The sequence below is a fragment of the Corynebacterium sp. HMSC067D03 genome, assembly GCF_001811185.1.
In the GTDB taxonomy this organism is placed as follows: Bacteria; Actinomycetota; Actinomycetes; order Mycobacteriales; family Mycobacteriaceae; genus Corynebacterium; species Corynebacterium coyleae.
Genome location: NZ_KV803842.1, coordinates 58,644 through 82,877 on the forward strand (window position 1 = coordinate 58,644; position 24,234 = coordinate 82,877).

A 24,234-nucleotide genomic window follows, 5' to 3' on the forward strand; every position below is an offset into this window, starting at 1 on the left:
ATGCGTATCCATTCGCTGACCCTCGACAATGTTCGTGCGATTGAGCACCTGGAGCTGCGTGACCTGCCGGATACAGGCGTCATCGTTGTCCACGGACGCAACGAGGCCGGCAAGTCGACCATCTTGGACGCGCTTGATGCAGTACTCAACGAGCGTCACACTGGCGGCGGCAAGAAGATTCGCGCTCTTGCACCCGCAGGACGTGACGAATCACCAGAGGTAGAACTCAACGCCACGATTGGCGGCACCACGTTTACCGTGCGCAAGCGATGGCTCAAGGGAAAGAAATCAGAGCTGACGGTGCACACGCCGGTCCGCGCTAACTTCACCGGCCGCGAAGCCGACGATGAGCTTTTGCGGATCCTGGACGAGCACCTGGATACAGCGCTTACTCAGACGCTGTTTCTCCGCCAGGGGGACCTCGATCCAGCGATCGCTGCTGCCGGTATCCCGACGATCTCTCGTGCCCTTGACGCGGAAGCCGGAGAAGGCGAAACCGGTGAGGAAGATTCAGACCTCGCCCGCGCCATTGATGCCGAATACGGAAAATATTGGACCAACGCGCAGCCACCGAAGAAGAAAGCACCCTATGCGGCGTTGTTTACCGCCGTAGAGGATGCCCGCGAGAAGCTGCGAACACACGAAGCGGAAGTGCAGCAGCTGTCGCAGTACGTCGATGAGGTTGAGCGACGCAAGAGTGAGATCGACAGCATCGACAAGGAACTGCCTGATGCCGAGCAAGAGTTGCGTGAGCGCGAGCAGGCAAGCGCTGCGGCGAACCAGGTCCGCGATAAGGCAGCTACCGCCCAGGAGCGCCTCGAGCGAGCGACGATCACTCGCAAACGTGCTGAGCAGGATGTAGCAGACCGCAACGCCCTGAAGAAGCGCGTGGAGTTGGTCAAACATGAGGAAGCTCAGCTCCGTGAAGAGATTGAGCCTGCACGAAAAGCCCGTAACGAGGAAGGGGAGAAGATAGCAACCCTTCTTGCGGATGTCGAGGGCGCGAAGACACGACTTACAGACGCACGCACTGCATCCAAACATGCAGAGACCTTGCGGGATCTTGCACGGGCGAAGCGTCGCCTCAAGACCATCGACGAGCAGCTCGAACGCATTGGCACGGTAGAGCAGGCATATAAAGAACTGCTTTCCAACGCGCCAGAGCGCGACGTCACCGACAAACACATTCGGGACCTTGAACAGGCAGAAAACGAGGTCACACTCCAGCGCCGTCTGCGCGACGCATCCTCGGCAAAACTAGAGATCACCGCAGATAATGCGACGATCACTGTCGATGGCGATGATCGCCCCATCAACGGCACGGAAACCGTCGCGGTCTTCGAGGGCTCCACGTTGCAGTTGGGTGAATTCGGCGTGGTGTTCCGCGCAGCCCAAGGCTCTGCAGATCCCCAAAGCGCCGTAGAGAAGGCAGAACGCGCATTTGCTGATGCACTTGCCGCCACCGGTTGCGACAGTGTTGATGAGGCCCGTGCCGCCCGCGACGCCACGCAGGAGTACGCCTCCGAACTCAAGGTGGCGCGCCAGCGTCTCGACGACACCCTCGCCGGTGCATCCGCCGACGAACTGCGTGCCGAGCGGACCAAACTGTCGGCACAGGCTGAAGAGCTTGCGGCAGCGCTGAAAGACACTGCTGCATCCGATGTCGTAGCGGAGGTGGACGAAGCCGACGCAGAGGAAGCGTTGCGCGAGACGCAAAAGGCGCTCGCTAACGCAGAACGTGACGTGGACGCTGCCGAAGCCGCACTGAAACCCTACGTAGACAAAACCGCAGCACACACGCTGACCGTCCTGGAGACCCGTCTGGAGGCAAAAACAGCAGAAGCCTCTGCAGCAGCCGCGGAACTGTCCCGTGCGGAGGAAACAACACGTGCCGAAGATTTGGACAAAACTCTCCAGCAAGCGTGTGAAGACGAAACCGAATCCCAACAGGTTGTTGACGCGCTAAAGGCGGAATTGGCGGAAGCGGATCCCGAATTCGCCGCATCCCTGCTGGAGGGAGCCACCACACGTCTGAGCAATCTGGAGAAGCGCAAGAACGATGCACAGAACCGAATCCGCGAGCTCACCGGATACATCGACATGGCCACCGGTACTGCCGAGCAAGCCGACCATGCTGCTGCGGAGCTCGAGATCGCCCAAGCCGCCCTTGACCGTGCAACGCGACGGGCAGAGGCGGTGAAACTCCTACGCGAGACTATGCACCGCCACCGCGACGTTGCCCGTTCGCGCTACGCGGCGCCGTTTAATGCCGCAGTGCGCGAGCGTGCCCGAATCCTGTTCGGCCCGAGCGTAGATTTCAACTATGGCGATGACCTGACGATTACGGACCGCACCGTCGATGGCGTCACGGTGCCACTCGATCAACTCTCGGGAGGCACCAAGGAGCAGTTAGCAATCCTGACCCGCTTTGCCATCGCAGACCTGGTGTCCGGAGAGGGGACAGGTGCTCCTGTGCCGGTAGTTGTTGATGACGCGTTGGGTGCGACCGACCCGGAGCGCCTCGCTCGCATGAACTCGCTATTTAGCCAGGTAGGCAAGCACTCACAGGTGCTCGTGCTCACGTGTTTCCCGCAACGATTCGACCGCGTATCGGCTGCACGGACCTACGCAGTGGATGACTTAAAGGGGATTCATAAGGGGATTGGATAACATCATCGGTTATGGCTACTCAACCGCGCTGGCTTACTGAGGACGAGCAACACCTCTGGCGACTGATCCTGGCTGCCTCGAAGAAGGTAAATAACGCCATCGATGAGCGGCTGCAGGAAACCGCAGCCATGTCTGCTCCCGAGTTCTCAATCCTGGTGGTGCTTTCCGAAGCCCCAGAACGGACAATGCGACTGCGCGAACTGTGTGCCGAGCTGCAATGGGACCGCTCGCGTGCGTCGCACCAGGTCACACGCATGGAAAAGCGCGGATTGGTGTCGAAGAAGGTGTGTCCGGGCGATGCGCGCGGCGTATTGGTGACTATCACCGATGAAGGCTTCACACGCCTGGAATCTGCAGTGCCGGATCACGTCGAAACCGTCCGCCGTCTGATCTTTGATCAACTGACAGACGAACAAAGGCACGTACTTCAAACCTGGCTGAACGATGTCATCGCAGTCGACCCACGTACCCCTGACGGTTCGTAAAAATCTCGCAACATGTTTCCAGAACCATTGCCGGAGCGAGGGAAGCGGAGTTTGATGGAGGCATGTCTTATATGAATAGCTCCCAGAACTTTAGTAACACTCCGAAACGACTTGAACGGTCGATGACTGATAAGTACATCGCGGGCGTATGCGGTGGCATCGCGAAATACTTCGGGGTGGACTCCACCCTCGTTCGCGTGGTCTTCATCCTGCTGGTACTCGCCGGGGTAATGCCGGGCCTGTTGGCATACATCGTTGCTTGGATGATCATGCCGGCAGAGTTCTAAAACACAGAGTTTTAGAAAATAATGCAGCCCGTGATGTGGTTCGTCGCTACGAACTCCATCACGGGCTGACGCCTATGCGCGGGGCTATCCCTGGTTGAAGTGCCCCGGCTGATCAACCGGTCCAAGGTTGCCGGTGCGCAGGTATTCGACAACCTGACGGTCGACAGCCTGGTTGCCGCGCCCGACGTGACCGTGGCCCGGGCCGTGAACCGTCACCACGTGCGAGCCCATCGGCTGGGCGATGCCGAAGCGTCCCGCATACATGGTTTGCGGATCACGCGTGGCGTTGATCTGCAGTGGACGAGTCTTCAGCTTCGAACCGTTGAGCGCCACCTTGCCCGTGACTGGCGCTGCGCCGTTGCAGGTCACACCAGAGCCGAACTGCAGAGCAGGGGCGGTGATGACCTCGCCGGTCTGGTTGGCCCACATCGCGGCCGGGATAAGGCCGTAGTCCGGCGCAGCGATGTTCTCGTTGCAGGTCTGCACAGCGAGCAACTCGTTGCGGGCGATGGACTCCTCTTGCAAGAACTTCATCAACTCAGGCGCCGGCTTGGCCTGGTCTTGCTTTAGCGAGCCATTGGTGAGCCGTGCAAGCGAGTCCCAGTCCGCTGGCGAGGGCAGCACATTGCGAGTGGCCAGCAGCAGCGGCGAAGACACCTGGTTCGCACCCGGGTTGAGCATGCGGGAGATAATGCCTTCGCCCTCTACACGGGCCTTGCCGGCAGCCGACATAGCGTCTGCGCCCGCCTGGCCGGCAAACGCGAGTGCGGGCGGAAGGTCGCCCACACGGGCTGGCGGTGGGGTCACGGTCGGGTTGGTGCCGGACTGTGCGACGACCACGTTCGCCCAGTACTGGTACGCCTTCAGCGGGGTATTGCCCATGCGGTACTTTGCGTCGTTTGCAGCGACCCACGCGAAGTACTCGTTCAGCGCACGCTCGTAGCCGCCCTTTTGGTCCAGCAGGATCTTCGACCACTGGTCGTTCGGGTTCATCGCGGAGTCGAGGACGACCTTGTCGGTGCGGTTGGGGAACATCGACGCGTACGCCGAGCCCAAGTACGTGCCGTACGACAAGCCCATGATTGAGATGGTGTCGTAGCCAAGCGCCCAGCGGACCATGTCCCAGTCACGGGCGTTGTTGTAGGTGGTGATCGTCTTGGTGTAGCCCGGACGAGGCTTCTCGCACAGTTCGCGGGTGAGTCCGCCTTGGGTGACCGTGGCGTCCCATGTCAGCTTCGCTATGTCGGCAGGGCCGTTCATTGCAGGGTCAGCGCACTTCAACTGAGTAGAACCAATCAGGCCACGCGGTTGTACCGCTACGAGATCCCACTCGTTGCGCATCTCCTGCGGCCACTTCATGCCTTCGTTCATGCCGAAGAAGCTGTAAGCATCGCCACCAGGCCCGCCTGGGTTGCCGAAGATCGCGCCACGACGTGCACCCGGATTTTGAGCCGGGATCTTGATAAAGCCAACGGAGATGTCGCCAGCCGTGGGGTTGTCGTAGTGCATGGGCACCAAAATGCGGCCGCACTGTGCGCCCTTGGCATCAACGTAGAACGGGCACGACTCCCACGTAATGACAGGGGAAGTCGGCTGCGCGTGAGCAGGGGTTGCGGTCAGTGGTGACAAGGTGAGTGCCAGCGCGCCGAGTGCTGCAGCACTTCGCTTGACGACGCGTCTCGTGACCGACTTCAACATAGCCAGGCTCCTTTTCTCCATACCTAAGGTTTCGCTTAACCGAATCTACCGGAGTTGTCAGCTATCGCCACGCTACGCGCCGATTCTTTCGCGAATTGCACGCTGCACGTGGTCTTGATCCGCCACGGCAACGAGGCAGTCATCTGCATTGCGGACACAGATGCGCACCGTGGGCCCGCCGAGGGTGAACGCGTCCGCATCGGCGTAGCGGTCCGGCTGGTCGGTCAGCATGGCAATACCGGTGAAGTGGATCAGGCTGGGTTCTTCTCCGGGGCGCACGTCCTTGATGTCCGAATATGAGATGGTTCTGGATCGGCTGCCAAGGGTGGTGGTGAGGGAGTCGTGGTCAAGAACCAGCGCCACTTTGCGGGAGAAAATCCAGAGCCCCCAAAGCACCACCACGAATCCAAACAACAGCGCACCGTAAAGTTCGCCGCTCAACGCTGCAACGACGACTGCCACAATGACAAAACCCGCGACGAATGCCGCGGGTAGACCGCCTGGGTGGCGGGTAAACACTTTCCGCTCCATGGCGGCGAGTATAAGGGCTACTGCTTGATGCCGGAGCCTTCGATCTCGATGCCGACCTTCTCGCTGACCAGCATGCCGCCGGAGTTCAGCGGAGCCTGGAAGTCAATGCCGAAGTCCGTGCGGTTAATGGTGGTGCGAGCTTCGAAGCCGATGCGTGTGTTGCCGAACGGATCCTCTTCGACGCCAAACGTCTCGACGTCAAACGTGATCGGCTTGGTGGTGCCCTTGATGGTGAGGTCGCCAGTGACGGAGCCGTTTCCCGACTCATCGATGTTGAACTCGGTGGCGGTGAACGTCATTTCCGGGTGCTTGTCGACGGCGAAGAAGTCGTCGCCACGCACATGCTCATCACGATCAGCGTTGTTCGTATCGACGCTCGCGGTGCGCACAGTGCCCGTCGCGGTGCTCTCGGCCGGGTTCTCGGCGATGGTTAGTGTTGCATCGAAGTCGGTGAACTCGCCGCGGACTTTGGTCACCATCGCGTGGCGCACGGTGAAGCCGATGGTGGAGTGGGCAGGGTCGAGGTTGTAAGTACCGGTCAGGTTAGTCATTGCGTCTCCTTTATTCGATGTCGTTACGTGTGGCGCCGACTGTAACGGAGTAATGGTGACACGTCAACAATTGTTTGACCGGCAATTTGCTGGTTGAGAAGTAGCTCGCTTAATGAGCAGATACGCTCCGGCGGTCGCCGCCACGGTGGCCACTACAGAGATCGCAAGATCGCTTGACGACGACACCGCCAAGTCAACCCCGTCCACACCGAATGCGTCCGGCGCGTAGGCGAACGTGTTGCCAACGGCGTGCACCGCAGCCGCCGTTTCAATACCACCGGTTGTGTGAGTGAGGAAGGTGGCGCACAGCGCGAACACGGTAACGCTGACCATGCCTTGCCATTCGTAGTGGTGGCCTGACAAGAAAAACAGCAGCGGAATCAAGTACGCAATCACGGCGGGGGAGAACCACTGGCCGGTGATCTGCACAAGCGAGCCGCGGAAAAAGAGTTCCTCGGACAGCGACTGGAGCGGTGCCATCGCGACGATGACGGCCAGTGCAGCGACATTCATAGGAGTAAAAGTCGCCTGGGACCGGTCCGAGATAACCACCGCGTAGATGCCCTCGGCGCCGAGGAACAGCAGGGCGGGTAGCAAGGCGAGCCCGAAGTTGCGCCACCTAAAGCGCAGTTCCCTGGACCACAGCGCACGGGGGTCGCGGCCTGTCACTCGGGCAGCGATGAACCCCGCGGGGATCATCGCCACCCACCCAATAAATGTTGCAGCTGCGAGATACGGATGCTCCAAAAACGAGTATTCCGCGAACGCGCTGACCTCAGGATGGGCGATCTTCTCGTACAGGTAGAACAGGCCGATCGCCGCGCTCGTTAGCGTGACCAAAAGCACCAGAGCGATGACGAGTTCAATCAACGGACGCCACCATGCCGGCCGGGGTGGAGTGGGGTTGTCAGTGTTGGGCGGTGTGGCGGGTCGTCGATACGCGCGTCCGAGGAGGTGGTAGGCGATGGATGTCGAAGCGTTCAAGATGTCACCTTTATTGCTACTCGTCGTGTTTCTTATCCCAGCGATACCTGCGGAGGTCAAAGATTGGCAAAATGACGATGTAGTAGACCCCCAGTGTCCACGCGGCCGGTTTGAGTAAGTTGCTTAGGTTGAAATTATCCCTGTCAACAGGAAACACGATATACATGGCGGGGACGGCCAAGGGGACGATCACGAATCTCTGCCACCATGGCGGAACCCATGGCGCTCCATTCTCTTCTCTTGCGGCAAGTGCGCCGCCAAAGCCCATTTCGAACCGAGAGCCCATTCCGAAGCCTCCTTACAACAAAAAATTTAACACCGCCCGCGTGACAACGGGCGCGACAAGGAGAGGGCTGCGAACTTGCACTCCCGGAACGACCCCACAAACAAAAATCTCGAGACACCGAAGGAACGATGTCTCGAGATAACACAGCGTGTCCCCGACAGGATTCGAACCTGCGACCTTTGGTACCGGAAACCAATGCTCTAATCCACTGAGCTACGGAGACAATGCCGATCACACTAGCACCCCGTGTGTGGGCAGAAGAAATTGGTGCAGCGCTTCACGACGAAACCCTCAGGACACTCTCAGCCACACGCCATGGTTTCTCAACACCGGTGTTTCATAATGATTGTGCGCCGCGGGAACGGCGTGACACGGGAAACAATGACAGCGAAATGGCCGGCCCCAAAAGGGACCGGCCATTTCGTGTATCTCGCCCCGGCGAAGGCGCCGGGGAAGAGGGAGTGTTACTTCACGACCATGACGATGAGGTCACGCGGGCCGTGCACGCCCTCGACGCGCACGAGCTCGATGTCAGAAGTAGCGGACGGGCCAGAAATCATCGTGGCCGGGTGCTCCGGGTTGATACGGGCGATCATCTCTGGCACACCGTAGACCACGGAATTTGCACGCACGATGCAGATGTGGCGGTCCGGAACCAGAGACAGCGCGCGGCGGCCGCACACGTCGCCAGCCTCCAGCACGATCGAGCCGGTCTGCGCGGAGGTGACGTGGGAATCCGTCACCACGGCGTCCACATCGCCCAGCGCACGCGGATCCGACGTGACGTCATCCGGACGGGCAGTGCCGGAGAAACCGTCGAACAGGGAGGCATCCAGGCCCGGTGCGTAGACAACGTCCTTGCACTTGCGGTCTGCAAGCACCTTCAGCAGGTCGTCGCCAAGCGTCTGCTCGGTGGTTTCCACAACGTCAGCCTTGTAGTCCACAAGACGGTCGATAAGGATTTCGCGCAGCTCGTCGCCCTTGATGTCGGACGTGGTGCGGTACTCGCGGACCACCTCGACATGCTCCGGAACATTAGAGAGCTTGTGGGCGTTGCGGATGCGCTTGAGAATCTCGCGCTTCGCAGCCTCGTTACGGGAGTCGCGGGCGGGGGAGCCTGCAGCATTACCAGTAGTGGTAGTCATTTACTTCTCCTCCTCGATCGGCTTGGTGTTGACCTTCTGGCCGTTCGGAATGCCCTGCTCACGTGCCTCGGACAGCAGACGCTTCGCCTCGTCCGTCTCCCACCACTGGCGGAAGGACTTCTTTGGCGGCACCGCAACATCGCGGTAACCAGTCCAGCCGGAGATTGGAGGCGGCATGGTCTCGATCTTGCCGTTAAAGCCGCCGAGCACACGACCAAGCGCAACCATGCGGACCAGACGGTTCCACACGTTGCTGCGGCCCCACACCTGAGCCAGCGACGCGAACGCGGTCTGCTCCATGCGGTTCGGCTCGTTCTTCGCCTTCTGGTAGCGCAGCTCCAACAGAATGTCGGTGATCGGAATCTTCACCGGGCACACCTCGTTGCAGCGACCGCACAGCGACGACGCGTACGGCAGGGAACCGTTCGGGTCGTCGGACGAATCGATACCCGTGAGCTGCGGGGTCAGGATTGCACCAATCGGGCCCGGGTAGGTGGAGCCGTAGGAGTGGCCGCCGGCACGCTCGTAGACCGGGCAAACGTTCAAACAAGCCGAGCAGCGGATGCACTTGAGTGCCTCGCGGCCGATCTCGTTAGACATTGCGGCGGTACGACCGTTGTCCAGCAGAACAATGTGGAAGTTCTGCGGGCCGTCGCCCTCGGTCACACCGGACCACAGGGAGGTGTACGGGTTCATGCGCTCACCGGTAGAGGAGCGCGGCAGCAGCTGCAGGAACACACCGAGGTCATCGAAGCTCGGCAGGAGCTTCTCAATGCCCATCACGGTGATAAGGGTCTCCGGCAGGGTCAGGCACATACGGCCGTTGCCCTCAGACTCGACGATGGAGACGGTGCCGGTATCAGCGCAACCGAAGTTGGCGCCGGAAATGGCAACCTTTGCCTCCATGAACTGCTGACGCAGGTACTGACGTGCAGCCTCTGCGAGTTCGGCAGGTTCCTGGGTCAGCGTCTCGTCCGTGTTCGGCATCTTCGCGGCGAAGATGTCGCGGATCTCCGCGCGGTTGCGGTGGATCGCCGGGACGAGAATGTGGGACGGGAAGTCCTCGCCGAGCTGCACAATCAGCTCTGCAAGGTCAGTTTCCTGAGCGAAGATGCCGGCCTTTTCCAGCTCGTCGTTCAGGGCGATTTCCTGGGTCGCCATGGACTTGATCTTGACGACCTTGTCCTCACCAGTCTCCTTGATCAGGCCCTGGATGATCTCGTTGGCTTCCTTGGAATCGCGAGCCCAGTGGACATGGCCACCGCGCTTAGTCACGTTCTCCTCAAACTGCTCAAGCAGCTCAGGCATACGTGCCGCAACGTCGCGCTTAATGGTGGAGCCTGCCTCGCGCAGCTGCTGCCAGTCATCCAGCTCGTCGACAACGTTCTGACGCTTCACACGAATGGTCGTGGTGGCGTACTGGTAATTACGGCGCTTGGTGACGTCGTTAAGTTCGTGGTGCGCAGCCTTCTGGAACTTCTCCTTGCCGCGCAGGTGAGCCGGGCCGTTGGCAAACGGCGGCATCGTGGGCTGTCCGAGTGCAACCTTCACAGCATCTTCTCCTTCGTGTACACCGCAGACGTCGGGGTCAGCGGGTGCTCCTTGGTGGAGGCGAGGATCTCAGCCATGTGCACGGCACGAATGCCTTGGTGCTGGCGAGACAGTGCACCACCAATGTTCATCAAGCAAGAGGAGTCACCAGCGGTGACAAACTCCGCCTGGGTCTCCTTGATGTGGCGGACCTTGTCGGACACCATCGCGGAAGACACCTCAGGCATCTTCACAGAGAATGTGCCGCCGAAACCGCAGCACTCCTCGGAGTTCGGCAGATCCACAAGCTCAAGGCCTTCAACGTGGCGCAGCAGCTCGGTCGGACGGTCGCCGACCTTGAGGAAGCGCAGGGAGTGGCAAGAGGAGTGGTAGGTCACGCGGTGCGGGAAGAATGCGCCCACGTCGTAGGTGCCGGCGACATCAACGATGAATTCGGAGAGATCGTAGGTCTTCTTCGAGGCGATCTTTGCGCCGTCGACAAGCGCCTTGGAGCCGAAACGCTCCGCAAGCTCGACGTGCTGCTCGCGGACAGCTCCCGCGCAGGAGCCCGAAGGAGCCACAACGTAGTCAATCGACGAGTCTGCAAAGGCATCGACGTACGTCTCAATGATTGGGACGGCTTGTTCTTTGTAGCCAGTGTTGACGTGCATCTGGCCGCAGCAGGTTTGTTGCTCGGGGAAGACAACCTCATAGCCGAGACGGGAAAGCACAATGGCCGAGGCCTTATGCGCGTCAGGGAAGAGGGCGTCGCCGATACAAGTAGAAAACAGAGCTACTCGCATTTCGGGCTCCTATCGTGGGAAATCTCAGGGAAAACGACGAAACTCCCGAGGTCACTTGGACCTCGGGAGCACCGTAAAAGGATGGCAGTTACGGAACGACCGGAGCAAGGACCTCTAGAACGTTCGACTGCAGAAAGACTATCACGCACACTGCGAGCAAGAAGCCGAAGGACCAGCCCACGACCTTCTTGAAAATCTCGGACTCCTTGCCCTCCATGCTCACCGCGGTAGCGGCAATTGCGAGGGACTGCGGGGAGATCATCTTGCCCACAACACCACCGGTGGTGTTAGCAGCCAGCATGAGGTCCGGGTTGAGGCCAAGGTTGTTCGCGGCGGTGACCTGAAGGTTGGCGAACAGGGCGTTGGCCGAGGTGTCGGAACCAGTCACAGCCACGCCGACCCAGCCAAGCATCGGAGCGAAGAACGCGAATGCCGGGCCGAGGTTGGCAAAGAACTCACCAATGGTCACGGTCTGACCCGAGTAGTTCATCACGTATGCCAGTGCGAGCACCAGCATGATGGTGACGGCAGACCAGCGCATCTTCCATGCGGTGTCCACGAACTCCTTACCAACTTGGCCCCAGGTGAGGCTGTAGCGACCGTTGTCGTTGAACACCATGTAGGCGATGGAGACGATGATGGCGGAAATGACCATCAGCGAGCCCGGGTTGTTGATGTAGGCGAATGAGTAGTCGGTGTTGACCGGCTCGCCCGCAGCGTTGAGCAGCTGGCCATCGATGACTGGCCACGGGAACGAGATCTTGAACTGCTTGAGCCAGGTCGGAATCGTGGTGCCCAGGTTTGCCAGGCCGAACACGACAACGACGATTGCGTACGGCATGAGTGCCATCCAGACGCGGCTGCCGGTGAGCGCTTCAGTGTCGCCATCTTCGTCGGCGTACGGCTCGAGGCCGAGGCGCTCACGCATGGCTTCCACACCGCGCGGCTGCCAAAAACGCAGCAGCACAAACGCGGCGCCAAGTGCGACGATGCAGGCAATAACGTCGGTGAGCTGGTAGGCGAAGTGGTTGGAGGTCCACCACTGGGCGATCGCGAAAGCCAGACCGATGACACCTGCGGCCGGGGCGGTCTCCTTGACGCCACGGAAGCCGTCGATAAGCAGTGCAATGATGAACGGCACGAAGAACGCCAGAACCGGGGTCTGGTGGCCGACGATGGCGGCGATGTTCTCGGTCTGCTCCAGCGTACGACCACCCACGTCACCTGCGGTGGTAATCGGAATGGCGACCGCGCCGAATGCCACCGGAGCGGTGTTCGCAATAAGCACCACGGTGGCGGCCTTCAGTGGCGGGATGCCGAGCGCGAGAATCATCGTCGCGGTAATAGCAACCGGGGCACCGAAGCCGGCGAGGGCTTCAAGCAGGCCACCGAAGCAGAAAGCGATGAGCATCGCCTGGATGCGAACGTCACCGTTGCCCATCTTGTCGAACACAAGACGAAGGTCCTCGAAACGACCCGAAGCGACCGTGATCTGGTAGAACCAGATGGCCGTCAGGATGACGAATACGATGGGGAACAGGCCGAAGAGGCCACCGCGGAACGCGGAAGAGATGGCAAACGCGGTCGGCATATGGAAGCCGAAGATGGCCACGAGAATTGCAACGATAAGTGCAACAAAACCCGAGGTGTGAGCGCGAGCTTTCACGCCGAGCAGCATGATGAAGAAGGTTAACAGCGGCAGGGTAGACACCAATGCCGACAGACCAGTGCTGCCACCGACTGCGTCGGTGAAGATTTGGAATTGGTCCATAAAACAGGGCTCTTTCGAGACAGGAACGGAAAAAGAAACGGGTGACCGTGGCCTCGGCGTGCGAGACCCGATGGGCTAAATATGCCAAACAAGGCAGCGAAGTGAAAAGATTTGCCCCTCAAGGGGGATGTGAATTAGCGCACTTTGCGTATCGACGACCATCCGTATGCGCCCGTGTCAAAGCCCTCAATTACACTGCATGCCCATGACGCCAGCAGAACTTGCCACCACCGTAAAAGCCGCCGCAGAGCGCGTGCTTGCAGACCATGATCTCGACGCCTCTGTTGTCCCCGACACCGTGACTGTGGAGCGCCCGCGAAATCCGGAGCACGGCGACTACGCCACCAACATTGCACTGCAAGTGGCGAAGAAGGCGGGCACGAACCCGCGCGAACTCGCAGGCTGGCTTGCAGAGGTCTTGGCAGAGGACCCAGCCATCGCCGCCGCTGAGATCGCAGGGCCCGGCTTTATTAACCTGCGCCTCGCCGCAGACGCCCAGGGCCAGCTGGTAGCCAAGGTGCTCGAGGAGGGTGCCGCGTTTGGCAACTCCGACATCTACGCCGGCGAGAAGGTGAACCTGGAATTCGTCTCGGCGAACCCGACCGGCCCGATTCACCTCGGCGGTACCCGCTGGGCTGCGGTGGGTGACTCGCTGGGCCGCGTGCTTGAGGCTTCGGGCGCGAAGGTGACCCGCGAGTACTACTTCAACGACCACGGTGGCCAGATCGACCGCTTCGCGCGTTCGTTGGTTGCTGCTGCCAAGGGGGATCCAACCCCGGAGGATGGTTACGGGGGCGATTATATTCGCGAGATCGCTCAGGCGGTCGTCGAAAAGCAGCCCAATGCTCTCGAAGGCACTGATGCTGAAGTGCAGGAGACCTTCCGCGCTGCTGGCGTGGAGATGATGTTCGCGCAGATTAAGCAGTCGCTGCACGATTTCGGCGTGGACTTCGACGTGTACTTCCATGAGAACTCGCTGTTCGAGTCGGGTGCGGTGGATAAGGCGATTGCCACCCTGAAGGAAAACGGCAACCTGTATGAGGCTGACAACGCGTGGTGGCTGCGCTCCTCTGACTTTGGCGACGACAAGGACCGTGTGGTGATCAAGTCCGACGGCGACGCGGCATACATCGCCGGCGACATCGCCTACGTTGCGGACAAGTTCGACCGCGACCACACACTTGCCATTTATATGTTGGGTGCGGACCACCACGGCTACATCGCACGTCTGAAGGCTGCGGCGCAGGCGCTGGGCTACAACGCGGACGCCGTCGAAGTGCTCATCGGCCAGATGGTCAACCTCGTGCGCGACGGCCAGGCGGTGAAGATGTCCAAGCGTGCAGGCACCGTGATCACGCTTGAGGATCTTGTCGACGCCATTGGCGTGGATGGCGCGCGCTACTCGCTGGTGCGCTCCTCTGTGGACTCCTCGCTGGATATCGACCTAGATCTGTGGACGAAGCAGTCCTCCGACAACCCCGTCTACTACGTCCAGTACGGCCACGCGCGCCTGTGCTCGATTGAGCGTAAGGCCAAGGAAGCCGGCGTGACGCTGCCCGACGTCGCGGACATCGACTTGGGCCTGCTGACCCACGAGAAGGAAGGCGACCTGATCCGCACGATCGGTGAGTTCCCTGCAGTCGTGCGCGCCGCCGCGGAGCTGCGCGAGCCGCACCGCATTGCCCGCTACACCGAAGAGTTGGCCAGCGCCTTCCACAAGTTCTACGACTCCTGCCAGATCCTGCCGAAGGCCGGCGAGGCGCCGGAGCCGATCCACACGGCACGTCTCGCACTTGCGATGGCGACACGCCAGGTGATTGCAAACGCGCTGGGCCTGATCGGCGTGAGCGCCCCGGAGCGGATGTAATGACTGTTTTCGTATCCACCCCGTACAGCACCGACGAGGGCGACTTCAACGAACTGCCCACACACGTTTGGCCGCGAAACGCCAAGCGTGAAGAAGACGGGGTAGTGACCATCGCTGGTGTGCCACTGCCTGAGATCGTCGCCGAATACGGCAGCCCGGTTGTCGTCGTGGATGAGGACGATTTCCGCTCTCGCTGCCGCGACATGGCGGAAGCATTCCGTGCGCCGGAAAATGTGCACTACGCGTCGAAGGCCTTTTTGACCCGACACATTGCACATTGGGTGGATGAGGAAGGTCTTGCCCTCGATGTGGCGAGTGAAAACGAGCTCCGCATCGCACTTGCAGCCGATTTCCCGCCGGAACGCATCACTGTTCACGGCAACAACAAGTCCGACGAGTTTCTGCGCCTATGCGTGGATTCGCGCGTGGGGCATGTGGTCATCGACTCTCACCAGGAGTTAGCGCAACTGGAAGCTGTCGCCCGCGAGGCCGGTGTCATCCAAGATGTGTTCATCCGAGTGAAGCCCGGCGTGGATGCGCACACGCACGAGTTCATTGCGACGAGCCACGAAGACCAGAAGTTCGGCATTTCCCTGGCCACTGGCGACGCACTTGCTGCGGCCGTGGCAGCAATTGACTCAGATTCGCTGCAGTTGACCGGCCTGCACTGCCACGTCGGCTCCCAGGTCTTCGACGCTGAAGGCTTCAAACTGGCTGCAGAGCGCGTGCTCGGCCTGTACGCAGAAGTGTGGAAGACCTGCGGTGTCGCGCTTGGCTACCTTGATCTGGGCGGCGGTTACGGCATTGCTTATATGTCAGGGGAGCAGCCGCTCGACGTCGCAGCGGTTGCGCGCGACCTGCTTGCCTCCGTGCAGGATGTCGCTGACGAGCTCGGCATCGCCGCGCCGACTGTGGTTGTGGAGCCGGGACGTGCGATTGCTGGTCCTTCTGCGGTGACGGTGTACACCGCGGGTGTGATTAAGGACGTCGATACTTCGTTCACTACATCTCGCCGCTACATCGCGGTCGATGGTGGCATGAGCGACAACATTCGCCCTGCGCTCTACGGGGCGCTTTACGACGCCCGCGTGGTCAACCGCTTCGTCGACGGTGACAACACCGATACCCGCCTGGTTGGTTCGCACTGTGAGTCCGGCGACATTCTCGTAGAGAATGCGAAGTGGCCGAATGATATTTCCTCCGGCGATCTCATTGCGTTGGCTGCGACTGGCGCGTACTGCTACTCCATGGCTTCGAATTACAACGCGTTTGGACGTCCGGCTGTCGTGTCCGTGCGCGGCGGACAGATCACCCCGATGGTGCGCCGCGAGACTGTGGAAGACCTGTTGGCCCGCGAATATTAATTGACCTGAGTGCTTGCTTAAGCGATAGTAGACCAAGCGGTTCAAACCTGTACTTTGCAGCAACGAAAAGGAGCATCCTGACCATGACAGTTGCCAGCGCTGAAGGCATCAACGGAAACTACCCCGGCAAGGGCATCGGCACCCCGGTGGGTATTGCCGTGTTGGGTAAGGGCACCGTGGGCACGGAAGTGCTGCGCCTGCTCAGTGAATTCTCTTCGAACTTGGAAAATCGCATCGGTGGCCCGATCGAGGTCCGTGGCGTGGCTGTCTCCGACGTGGACAAGCACAAGGACGCGCCTGAAGTCCAGGGACTTTACTTGACTGCGGATGCGAGCGAACTGGTCACACGCGACGACGTAGACATTGTTGTTGAGCTCATCGGCGGTATTGATTATCCACGCAAGCTGGTCCTCGAAGCACTCAACGCTGGAAAGTCGGTGGTGACGGCAAACAAGGCGCTCGTCGCAGCGCACGGTTCCGAGTTGGCTGATGCTGCGAACGCAGCCGGCGTCGACCTGTACTACGAAGCAGCCGTCGCTGCCGCGATCCCCGTGGTCGGCATGCTGCGCCGTTCGCTCGCGGGCGACCAGGTGCAGCGCATCTCCGGCATTGTTAACGGCACCACGAACTTCATCCTGGACGCGATGGCTTCCACCGGCGCGAGCTACGAGGAGGCGCTGGCTGAGGCAACCCGTTTGGGCTACGCCGAGGCTGACCCGACTGCGGACGTCGAAGGCCACGACGCGGCCTCCAAGGCAGCGATCCTTGCGTCCATGGGCTTCCACACCCGTGTGACGTTCGACGACGTCCACTGCGAGGGCATCACCAAGATCACCGCAGACGACATCGCGGCAGCGAAGAAGTCCAACCAGACGATTAAGCTGCTGGCCATCTGTGAGCGTCTCTTGGACGAAAACGGCAACACCACCGGCATTAACGCACGTGTGCACCCGACGCTGGTGCCGAACGAGCACCCGCTGGCAACGGTGGACAAGAGCTACAACGCCATCTTCGTCGAGGCAGAAGCAGCCGGCCGCCTGATGTTCTACGGCAACGGCGCCGGCGGTGCCCCAACCGCTTCCGCCGTGTTGGGCGACCTGGTCGGTGCAGCCCGTAACAAGGTCCACGGTGGTCGCGCGCCGGCGGAGAACCCGTACGCGGACTACCCGATTGTGGCGTTTGACGATGTGACCACGCGTTACCACATCAACATGACCGTCAACGACCGCGTCGGCGTGCTCGCAGACCTCACGGCTCGCTTTGCTAAGGCAGGGGTGTCGCTTTCCGCGGTCCGTCAGGAGGAGTCTGGCGACGAGGCACACCTGATCGTCGTCACGCACGGCGCACGTGAAGCTGCCCTGAACGGCATCGTCGAAGAGCTCACCGGCCACGATGATGTGAAGGCCGTCAACTCCGTCATCCGCCTCGACGCTTAAAGGAGCACTCCGTCATGGCAACCGATCTTGAAGTAGGCCTGAAAGCACGAGTGAAGGTGCCAGGTTCGTCCGCGAACCTTGGTCCCGGCTTCGACACCCTCGGCCTGGCGCTGAGCATCTACGACACGCTCGAGGTAGAAGTCATCGAGTCTGGCCTCGAAGTGGAGATCTTCGGCGAGGGAGCCGACGATCTGCCGCGCGATAGCTCGAACCTGATCGTCAAAGCGATCAACTCTGGCCTGATTGCCGCGGATGTGCGGGCGCCGGGTCTGCGCGTGGTGTGCCACAACCAGATCCCGCAGTCGCGCGGTCTGGGCTCGTCTGCTGCCGCGGCAGCCGCAGGTGTCGTCGCTGCGAATACGCTCGCGGGCTCGCCGCTGGATGAGGACACCGTCGTGCAGCTCTCGTCTGAGTTTGAGGGCCACCCGGATAACGCGGGTGCGTCCGTGCTCGGCGGGGCAGTGGTGTCCTGGACCGACATTCCGGTCGATGGGCGCTCGAAGCCGTCCTACCGTGCCGTGCGCATTCCTGTCGACGAGTCCATCAAGGCCGTAGCCCTCGTCCCGGACTTCCACGCATCCACCAATGCGGTGCGCAAGGTCCTGCCGAGCCACGTCACCCACACCGATGCGCGGTTCAACGTCTCGCGCACCGCTGTGATGACGGCTGCGCTGCAGCACCACCCGCACCTCCTGTTTGAAGGCACCCGCGACCGTCTGCACCAGCCGTACCGCGCCGACGTCCTTCCGGTGACTGCGGAGTGGGTCAACCGCCTGCGCAACCGCGGCTACGCGGCATACCTGTCTGGCGCAGGTCCGACCGCGCTCGTGCTCATCACCGAGCCCATTGAGCCTGCGCTTCTCGACGACGCCCGCGCCGCCGGCCTCCGCGTCATCGAACTCGACGTCGCAGGGCCGGTGACCGCAGAACTGCTGCGCGACTAGCGCAAATGCTTTGATGCCCCGGGGTGCACATGCGTACCCCGGGGCATCGTTTTTGTGCGGCATTATGATGTCGCCTTCGGCCGGCTGCCTGGGCCGGGCAAGGCGATGATGTCGAACTCCTCGCGCTGCAGGTGCTTGCGCAGGTCCTTCTTGTCAAACTTGCCTACGGACGTTTTGTCGATTGAATCCACAAACGTCCAATACTCAGGCGCCATCCACTTCGGCAACGTGTCTGCGAGCGACTCGCGGAGTCGTGCCGCAGTCTCCTTTGTGGGCTCAATGCCCGAGAGAAGCTTGGTCACCGCCAGCGGTCGCTCACCCCACTTGGGGTCCGGGATGCCGATGACTGCGCATTCGACGACTTCCTCAGACTCCATAATGAGGTTTTCCACCTGTGCGGAGTAGATCCACTCGCCGCCGGAGCGAATGACGTCGCGGGCACGGTCGTAGAGCGTCATAAACCCGGCGTTGGTGACTGTGCCTACGTCGCCGGTACGCAGCCAGCCGTCGGCAGTGAAGTGTGCGCGCACGTCGTCGACTTCTTCGCCCCGGAAGGTGGAAGCGATCTCGCCCGGTTCTTGCGTGGGTGAGTGGTAGTAGCCTGCGGCGACCATATTGCCACGGACCTGAATCTCACCCTGGGTCAAGTCGTTAAACGCCATGACTTGGCCATCGTTGACCACGCGGTATTCCAGTGACGGGGCAAAGCGTCCCTGGGAAATGCGGTAGGACCAGCGCGCCTCACCAGAAGCGCCCGATGGCGGACGCGCCACTGTGCCGACCGTGGTGGTTTCCGTCATGCCCCAGCAGTGGACGATATCCACGCCGTAGCGTTCCTCCCACACCTTGATCAGCGCCGGTGGGGCAGGGGAACCACCGACGAAGATCTCCTGCAGACTCATTCGCTCTGGGCGATTGTGCAGGTAGTGGACCATTAGCTGGATCCACAAGGTGGGCACGCCGTGTGCCACGCGCGGGTGCGTGCTGGCGATGAGTTTTGCCAGCGTCGGGGCAGACACGTCTGAATCTGGAAGGACGAGGGGAGTGCCCGCGAGAAATGCGGCGAAGGGTACGCCCCAACTGAGCACGTGATAGATCGGGATGCAGCACAAAAACGTCTCACCGTGCGTGACCGCCAGTGAGTCCGTTGCGCGAAGGCCGGTCGCTTCTAGCCACAACGCGCGGTGGGAGTAGGCGACGCCCTTCGGTGCGCCGGTCGTTGCTGTTGAATAGACCAAGGCAGCGGCGGTGTTCTCCGGGAGTTCGGGCCAGTCGTACTTTGTCGAGCGGCCGTCGAGAAGCTCCTCGTAGCTGTATACAGTGACATGCTCTGGCAGATACGCCGCGGCGTCTGTAATCGGTTCGGCACCTGTAAATGCCACCGCGCGAACCTTGGGGCAAAGCTCCACAACGTTGCCTAACTTCTCCGCAAGCCGCGGATCGGCAACGATCAGTTCAGCCTCAGAGTGGTTGGCAACGTAGGCAATCTGGTCCGTCATCAACTGGATATTTAGCGGCGTAAACACAGCGCCCTTGGCGGCGACAGCGAACATCACCTCGAGGTGCTCAGAGCAGTTGTACAGCATGGTGGCGACGCGTTGATCGCTATCAATGCCGAGGTCATCATGCAGGGCGTGGGCGAAGGCCGAAGCGCGGGCGCCGATTTCGGCGAACGTCGTTTCTTCCGCGCCATCAGTGCGCCATGTGGTGCACTTCGTTGTCGCGTGCGCAGTCCTGCCGTATTCGAGAATGCGTGCGACGGAAAAGGGCACTTCCTGCATCGTTGAAAGCATGTTGGCAATGTTAGCGAAGCAATGCGACACGCCCCGGATTAAACCGCGGACGCAAATGCGCTACACTTTGCGCAGGATCGTGCGAACCGCACCCGGCAGGGGTTGTCCCAGTTGGGGATGCGATGGCGGGCACAGCGGCGATTTTTGCTCCCGCACCCCGTGAGATCCGGCAGGGCTACAAAGTTTTACTTCAGTCCAATCCCGATGAAACGCACCGCTTCCAGCATGCACCGTCGCGTGTTAACTACGCGAGAACCTGCTGGTTGAGCGACGAAAGGACACACGTGACCGACACCGGTACCGCGGCAGACTTGGCCGCTATGAAGATTCCGGAGCTGCGCAAAATTGCCGCCGAGAAAGGCCTGAAGGGCGTTTCGGGGCTGCGTAAGGGGGAGTTGATCCAGGCAATTACTACCGGCCAGGTTCCCAAGAAGGCTGCACCGCAGAAGGCGGAGGCCGATAACGCGGAGGCGCCAGCTGCTTCTGAGCGTGCAGAGCGCAAGGCCGACAAGGCTGACAAGACCGACAAGCCTGCAGAAAACGCTGACAAGTCGGCCGACAATTCTCATGACGACGATTCGCGGGGAGCTTCGCGTTCCGCAGCGCGCCGTGCTCGTCGAAACCGTGCGCGTCACCAGCATGAGGACAATGCGCAGGGTGGCGACGCGAGCGATGCCAAGGACGGCAAGGACGAGAAGTCCGAGAAATCCGAGATCACGGACAACCGCGACGAGAACCGCGACAATCGCGATAACCGCGACAACCGTGACAATAACGACCGCGGTGGCCGTAACAACGGCAACAACGGCAACAACCGTGGCGGCCGCAACAACCACCGCGACGATAACGATGACGACCACCAGGGTGGCGGTCGTCGTGGGCGTCGCGGTCGTCGTAACCGTAATCGCAACCGTGACAATCACGGCGGCAACAACAACCAAGGTGGCGGCAACGAGCAGCACTTCGACCCGGAGGACCTGCAGGAGGTTGCAGGTATCGCGGATGTGCAGGACAACGGCTCCGCGTTCATCCGTACCACTGGCTACCGGCAGTCCAATTCGGACGTCTACGTGCCGCAGCGCCTGGTCCGCCAGTCGGGTCTGCGCTCCGGCGACGCGGTAACCGGTCAGGTTCGCGCCAACGGACAGTCGCACCAGCAGGGCAATGGCCGTAACCGTCGTAGCTACAACCAGGTTGTTCGCGTCGACACGATCAACGGCCAGACTCCGGAGGATGCGAAGGGACGCAAGGAGTTCCACAAGCTCACCCCGCTGTACCCGAACCGTCGTCTGCGTCTGGAAACTGAGCCGAAGATCCTGACCACGCGTGTGATCGACCTGGTCATGCCGATCGGTAAGGGTCAGCGCGCACTGATCGTGTCGCCGCCGAAGGCTGGTAAGACGACGATTCTGCAGAACATCGCCAACGCGATCGCCACGAATAACCCGGAGTGCTACCTCATGGTTGTGCTTGTCGATGAGCGCCCGGAGGAAGTTACCGACATGCAGCGCAGCGTCAACGGCGAGGTCATTGCCTCGACGTTCGACCGTCCGCCGTCAGAGCACACTGCTGTCGCCGAGCTTGCTATCGAGCGTGCGAAGCGTCTGGTGGAGATGGGCCAAGACGTTGTGGTGCTGCTCGACTCGATTACTCGCTTGGGTCGCGCATACAACAACTCCTCGCCGGCATCGGGTCGCATTCTCTCCGGTGGTGTGGACTCCAACGCCCTCTACCCGCCGAAGCGTTTCCTCGGCGCTGCCCGAAACATCGAGGAGGGTGGCTCGCTGACGATTATCGCAACGGCCATGGTGGAAACCGGTTCCGCTGGCGATACCGTCATCTTCGAGGAGTTCAAGGGCACCGGCAACGCCGAGCTCAAGCTCGACCGCAAGATCGCGGAGCGTCGCGTGTTCCCGGCTGTGGACGTCAACCCGTCCGGCACCCGCAAGGACGAGCTGCTGATGAGCCCGGAGGAGGCGCGCGTCATGCACAAGCTGCGCCGCATCCTGTCTGCGCTTGATCCGCAGCAGTCCATTGACATGCTGATCAAGCAGTTGAAGAAGACCAAGACGAACGGCGAGTTCCTCATTGGTGTGGCGAACTCGGCACCAATGGCGCAGGCCGAAACTGAGGAGGACTACTCCTAATGGCAGAAAAATCGCATGTTTCGCTTGTCGACGACTACGTCGCCGAATACGAAGGCATCCAGGCCCAAATGGGCGATCCGGAGGTCGCTGGTGACCAGGACCGCTTCCGTAAGCTCTCCAAGCGCTACGCGGAGCTGCAGCCGATCATCAACGTCAATAACGCCCTGAACCAGGCGCGCGATGACCACGAGGCGGCATCCGAAATGGCCTCCGAGGACAAGGAGTTCGCGGAGGAGGCCAAGCGCTTAGAGGACGAGATTGTGCGCCTCGAGGAGGAGTTGGCTGACCTGCTGGCGCCGCGCGACGAGCACGATGGTGATGACATCATCATGGAGCTCAAAGCAGGCGCAGGCGGTGAAGAGGCCGCGCTGTTCGCTGGCGATTTGGCTCGCATGTACCAGAAGTACTGCGAAAAGCACGGCCTGACCTGGGAGGTCCTCGACGTTGCCGAGTCTGACCTGGGTGGTGTGAAGGACATGACCGTCGCGGTGAAGGCGAAGACCCCGTCGCGTGACGGTGCGTGGTCGATGCTGAAGTTTGAAGGTGGCGTGCACCGTGTGCAGCGCGTTCCGGTGACGGAATCGCAGGGCCGCATCCAGACCTCGGCCGCAGGCGTATACGTCTTCCCGGAGCCAGACGAGGTTGAAAGCGTCAACATCGACGAGAAGGATTTGCGCGTCGATGTCTACCGCTCCTCGGGCAAGGGCGGCCAGGGCGTGAACACCACCGACTCTGCCGTGCGTATCACGCACCTGCCGACTGGCATCGTCGTGACCTGTCAGAACGAGCGTTCTCAGATCCAGAACCGTGCCCGCGCGATGCAGGTGCTGCAGGCTCGTCTCGACCAGATTGAGCGCGAGAAGCAGGAAGCCGAAGAGGCCGAGGGCCGCGCATCGCAGGTGCGCACGATGGACCGCTCGGAGCGCATCCGCACCTACAACTGGCCGGAGAACCGCATTTCGGATCACCGCATTAACTACAAGGCCAACAACCTTGACTCGGTGCTCGACGGCAACATGGACGATCTGATCACGGCGCTGCAGACGCACGAGCGCCAGGAGCGCCTTGAAGCCGAGTAGCCTCCGCGACACCATCGCCCGCGCCACGCAGACCCTTGCTGGCGCGGGCGTTGCGTCGCCTGAAGTCGACGCACGCCTGCTCGCCGCGCACTTGATCGGGGTGCCGCCGATGCAGCTCATGTTCGCCGACGCGCCTACGGACTTCGACGAGGCCTACGCCAAACTCATTGCCCGACGCGCGGCTCGCGAGCCGTTGCAGCACATCATCGGCACAGCACCGTTTGTTGACATCGACCTCGCCGTCGGGCCCGGGGTATTTATCCCGCGGCCAGAAACGGAAGTGCTCGCTCAGTGGGCGGTGCGTTTGCTTAGCGACGACACCACCTCGCCCGAATCCCCAACCGTCGTGGACTTAGGCTCCGGCTCGGGTGCGCTGGCCATCACGATCGCCCGGGCGTGCCCGCGCGCACAGGTGATCGCGGTCGAGCGTTCGCCTCAGGCGCGGACGTACTTGGAGCGAAATGTGGGGGACTACGCGTCGTCGATACGCATTGTCCCAGGGGATATGACCGATCCGGAGTTGCTTCGGGAACTCGACGGTGCCGTTGACCTCGTCGTCACCAACCCGCCGTACGTGCCAGAAACCGGTGACTTAGACGTGGAGGTCTACGCCGACCCTCATGAGGCGGTGTTCTCCGGCGCGGACGGGATGCATGCAATTCGAGGGCTCGTTCCGGTCGCCGCACGGCTGCTGCGTCCGGGAGGACGCTTAGGCATCGAGCATGATGATTCCACGTCGGAGGCCGTACAAGATGTGGTGCGCGACCACGGCGCATTCGGCCCGCCGAGTGTGGTCGAGGACCTGACCGGCCGAGCCCGGTTTGTCACGGCGAGTAAGCTAGCCCGGTAACTTTCAGAACATG

The 24,234-nt window shown here is 61.2% G+C and carries 20 protein-coding genes and 1 tRNA gene; 10 read left to right on the plus strand and 11 right to left on the minus strand.

Going from position 1 to position 24,234, the window contains the following annotated elements; all coding sequences use genetic code 11:
* From HMPREF2785_RS09955 to HMPREF2785_RS09965, 3 genes are all read left to right on the plus strand, one after another.
* Window positions 1–2,670: an AAA family ATPase gene (locus HMPREF2785_RS09955; RefSeq protein ID WP_070615272.1), complete on the plus strand. Its 2,670-nt coding sequence runs from the start codon at window positions 1–3 to the stop codon at window positions 2,668–2,670.
* Window positions 2,671–2,681: 11 nt separating this feature from the next.
* Window positions 2,682–3,155, plus strand: a complete 474-nt coding sequence (locus HMPREF2785_RS09960; protein WP_070421824.1) for a MarR family winged helix-turn-helix transcriptional regulator — start codon at window positions 2,682–2,684, stop codon at window positions 3,153–3,155.
* Between the two features lie 71 nt (window positions 3,156–3,226).
* Window positions 3,227–3,442, plus strand: a complete 216-nt coding sequence (locus HMPREF2785_RS09965; RefSeq protein ID WP_070421825.1) for a PspC domain-containing protein — start codon at window positions 3,227–3,229, stop codon at window positions 3,440–3,442.
* A gap of 84 nt (window positions 3,443–3,526) precedes the next feature.
* Here the strand turns inward: HMPREF2785_RS09965 and HMPREF2785_RS09970 are convergent, their stop codons facing one another.
* The 10 genes from HMPREF2785_RS09970 to HMPREF2785_RS10015 all read right to left on the minus strand — a co-directional run bounded on the left by HMPREF2785_RS09970 (window position 3,527) and on the right by HMPREF2785_RS10015 (window position 12,741).
* The gene (locus tag HMPREF2785_RS09970) at window positions 3,527–5,140 is read right to left on the minus strand and encodes an alpha/beta fold hydrolase (RefSeq protein ID WP_070615275.1); all 1,614 of its coding nucleotides are present in this window, start codon (window positions 5,138–5,140) and stop codon (window positions 3,527–3,529) included.
* A gap of 72 nt (window positions 5,141–5,212) precedes the next feature.
* Window positions 5,213–5,671, minus strand: a complete 459-nt coding sequence (locus HMPREF2785_RS09975; protein ID WP_070450152.1) for a hypothetical protein — start codon at window positions 5,669–5,671, stop codon at window positions 5,213–5,215.
* Between the two features lie 17 nt (window positions 5,672–5,688).
* Window positions 5,689–6,222 (minus strand): YceI family protein, encoded by a 534-nt coding sequence (locus HMPREF2785_RS09980; protein WP_070421828.1) that lies wholly within the window; start codon window positions 6,220–6,222, stop codon window positions 5,689–5,691.
* Between the two features lie 63 nt (window positions 6,223–6,285).
* Window positions 6,286–7,206: a CPBP family intramembrane glutamic endopeptidase gene (locus HMPREF2785_RS09985; RefSeq protein WP_141750687.1), complete on the minus strand. Its 921-nt coding sequence runs from the start codon at window positions 7,204–7,206 to the stop codon at window positions 6,286–6,288.
* Window positions 7,207–7,222: 16 nt separating this feature from the next.
* Complete coding sequence (locus HMPREF2785_RS09990; RefSeq protein ID WP_070482766.1) at window positions 7,223–7,492, minus strand: hypothetical protein; 270 nt, start codon at window positions 7,490–7,492, stop codon at window positions 7,223–7,225.
* A gap of 149 nt (window positions 7,493–7,641) precedes the next feature.
* Window positions 7,642–7,715, minus strand: a tRNA-Arg gene (locus HMPREF2785_RS09995).
* Window positions 7,716–7,956: 241 nt separating this feature from the next.
* Window positions 7,957–8,637: a LutC/YkgG family protein gene (locus HMPREF2785_RS10000; RefSeq protein ID WP_070421831.1), complete on the minus strand. Its 681-nt coding sequence runs from the start codon at window positions 8,635–8,637 to the stop codon at window positions 7,957–7,959.
* Window positions 8,638–10,188 (minus strand): LutB/LldF family L-lactate oxidation iron-sulfur protein, encoded by a 1,551-nt coding sequence (locus HMPREF2785_RS10005; RefSeq protein ID WP_210386115.1) that lies wholly within the window; start codon window positions 10,186–10,188, stop codon window positions 8,638–8,640.
* Window positions 10,185–10,970, minus strand: a complete 786-nt coding sequence (locus tag HMPREF2785_RS10010) for a (Fe-S)-binding protein (RefSeq protein ID WP_070421832.1) — start codon at window positions 10,968–10,970, stop codon at window positions 10,185–10,187. Before HMPREF2785_RS10010 ends, HMPREF2785_RS10005 begins: the two co-directional genes overlap by 4 nt.
* An 88-nt stretch (window positions 10,971–11,058) precedes the next feature.
* Window positions 11,059–12,741, minus strand: coding sequence for an L-lactate permease (locus HMPREF2785_RS10015; RefSeq protein ID WP_070615283.1), 1,683 nt, complete (start codon window positions 12,739–12,741; stop codon window positions 11,059–11,061).
* A 205-nt stretch (window positions 12,742–12,946) separates the two neighbouring features.
* On the opposite strand from HMPREF2785_RS10015, the gene argS reads away from it, so the two are divergent.
* The 4 genes from argS (at window position 12,947) to thrB (ending at window position 18,352) form a co-directional block, all read left to right on the plus strand.
* Window positions 12,947–14,608, plus strand: a complete 1,662-nt coding sequence (gene argS / locus HMPREF2785_RS10020; RefSeq protein WP_070421834.1) for an arginine--tRNA ligase — start codon at window positions 12,947–12,949, stop codon at window positions 14,606–14,608.
* A complete protein-coding gene (gene lysA, locus HMPREF2785_RS10025) occupies window positions 14,608–15,972 on the plus strand; it encodes a diaminopimelate decarboxylase (RefSeq protein ID WP_070452195.1) in 1,365 nt (454 codons plus the stop codon). The genes argS and lysA overlap by 1 nt, the downstream gene beginning before the upstream one ends.
* 83 nt (window positions 15,973–16,055) lie before the next feature.
* On the plus strand, window positions 16,056–17,408 hold the full coding sequence (locus tag HMPREF2785_RS10030) for a homoserine dehydrogenase (protein WP_070452197.1): 1,353 nt from the start codon (window positions 16,056–16,058) through the stop codon (window positions 17,406–17,408).
* Between the two features lie 14 nt (window positions 17,409–17,422).
* Entirely contained in the window at window positions 17,423–18,352 is a 930-nt protein-coding gene (gene thrB / locus HMPREF2785_RS10035; RefSeq protein WP_070452200.1) for a homoserine kinase, read from the plus strand.
* Window positions 18,353–18,414: 62 nt separating this feature from the next.
* On the opposite strand, the gene HMPREF2785_RS10040 is transcribed toward thrB, so the two are convergent.
* A complete protein-coding gene (locus tag HMPREF2785_RS10040; protein WP_070615286.1) occupies window positions 18,415–20,145 on the minus strand; it encodes a long-chain fatty-acid--CoA ligase in 1,731 nt (576 codons plus the stop codon).
* A gap of 284 nt (window positions 20,146–20,429) precedes the next feature.
* Between HMPREF2785_RS10040 and rho the strand changes: the two genes are divergently transcribed.
* The 3 genes from rho to prmC are packed head-to-tail and all read left to right on the plus strand — an operon-like array spanning window position 20,430 to window position 24,221.
* Window positions 20,430–22,292 (plus strand): transcription termination factor Rho, encoded by a 1,863-nt coding sequence (rho, locus tag HMPREF2785_RS10045; protein ID WP_256374923.1) that lies wholly within the window; start codon window positions 20,430–20,432, stop codon window positions 22,290–22,292.
* On the plus strand, window positions 22,292–23,371 hold the full coding sequence (gene prfA, locus HMPREF2785_RS10050; protein WP_070569885.1) for a peptide chain release factor 1: 1,080 nt from the start codon (window positions 22,292–22,294) through the stop codon (window positions 23,369–23,371). The genes rho and prfA overlap by 1 nt, the downstream gene beginning before the upstream one ends.
* Window positions 23,358–24,221, plus strand: a complete 864-nt coding sequence (gene prmC, locus HMPREF2785_RS10055; protein ID WP_070615289.1) for a peptide chain release factor N(5)-glutamine methyltransferase — start codon at window positions 23,358–23,360, stop codon at window positions 24,219–24,221. Before prfA ends, prmC begins: the two co-directional genes overlap by 14 nt.
* Window positions 24,222–24,234: the final 13 nt, after the last annotated feature.

Bases quoted from the DNA above. Each gene is read 5' to 3' on its own strand.
- HMPREF2785_RS09955 (WP_070615272.1), top strand. From the start codon at position 1: ATGCGTATCCATTCGCTGACCCTCGACAATGTTCGTGCGATTGAGCAC.
- HMPREF2785_RS09960 (WP_070421824.1), top strand. From the start codon at position 2,682: ATGGCTACTCAACCGCGCTGGCTTACTGAGGACGAGCAACACCTCTGG.
- HMPREF2785_RS09965 (WP_070421825.1), top strand. From the start codon at position 3,227: ATGAATAGCTCCCAGAACTTTAGTAACACTCCGAAACGACTTGAACGG.
- HMPREF2785_RS09970 (WP_070615275.1), bottom strand. From the start codon at position 5,140: ATGTTGAAGTCGGTCACGAGACGCGTCGTCAAGCGAAGTGCTGCAGCA.
- HMPREF2785_RS09975 (WP_070450152.1), bottom strand. From the start codon at position 5,671: ATGGAGCGGAAAGTGTTTACCCGCCACCCAGGCGGTCTACCCGCGGCA.
- HMPREF2785_RS09980 (WP_070421828.1), bottom strand. From the start codon at position 6,222: ATGACTAACCTGACCGGTACTTACAACCTCGACCCTGCCCACTCCACC.
- HMPREF2785_RS09990 (WP_070482766.1), bottom strand. From the start codon at position 7,492: ATGGGCTCTCGGTTCGAAATGGGCTTTGGCGGCGCACTTGCCGCAAGA.
- HMPREF2785_RS10000 (WP_070421831.1), bottom strand. From the start codon at position 8,637: ATGACTACCACTACTGGTAATGCTGCAGGCTCCCCCGCCCGCGACTCC.
- HMPREF2785_RS10010 (WP_070421832.1), bottom strand. From the start codon at position 10,970: ATGCGAGTAGCTCTGTTTTCTACTTGTATCGGCGACGCCCTCTTCCCT.
- HMPREF2785_RS10015 (WP_070615283.1), bottom strand. From the start codon at position 12,741: ATGGACCAATTCCAAATCTTCACCGACGCAGTCGGTGGCAGCACTGGT.
- argS (WP_070421834.1), top strand. From the start codon at position 12,947: ATGACGCCAGCAGAACTTGCCACCACCGTAAAAGCCGCCGCAGAGCGC.
- lysA (WP_070452195.1), top strand. From the start codon at position 14,608: ATGACTGTTTTCGTATCCACCCCGTACAGCACCGACGAGGGCGACTTC.
- HMPREF2785_RS10030 (WP_070452197.1), top strand. From the start codon at position 16,056: ATGACAGTTGCCAGCGCTGAAGGCATCAACGGAAACTACCCCGGCAAG.
- thrB (WP_070452200.1), top strand. From the start codon at position 17,423: ATGGCAACCGATCTTGAAGTAGGCCTGAAAGCACGAGTGAAGGTGCCA.
- HMPREF2785_RS10040 (WP_070615286.1), bottom strand. From the start codon at position 20,145: ATGCTTTCAACGATGCAGGAAGTGCCCTTTTCCGTCGCACGCATTCTC.
- prfA (WP_070569885.1), top strand. From the start codon at position 22,292: ATGGCAGAAAAATCGCATGTTTCGCTTGTCGACGACTACGTCGCCGAA.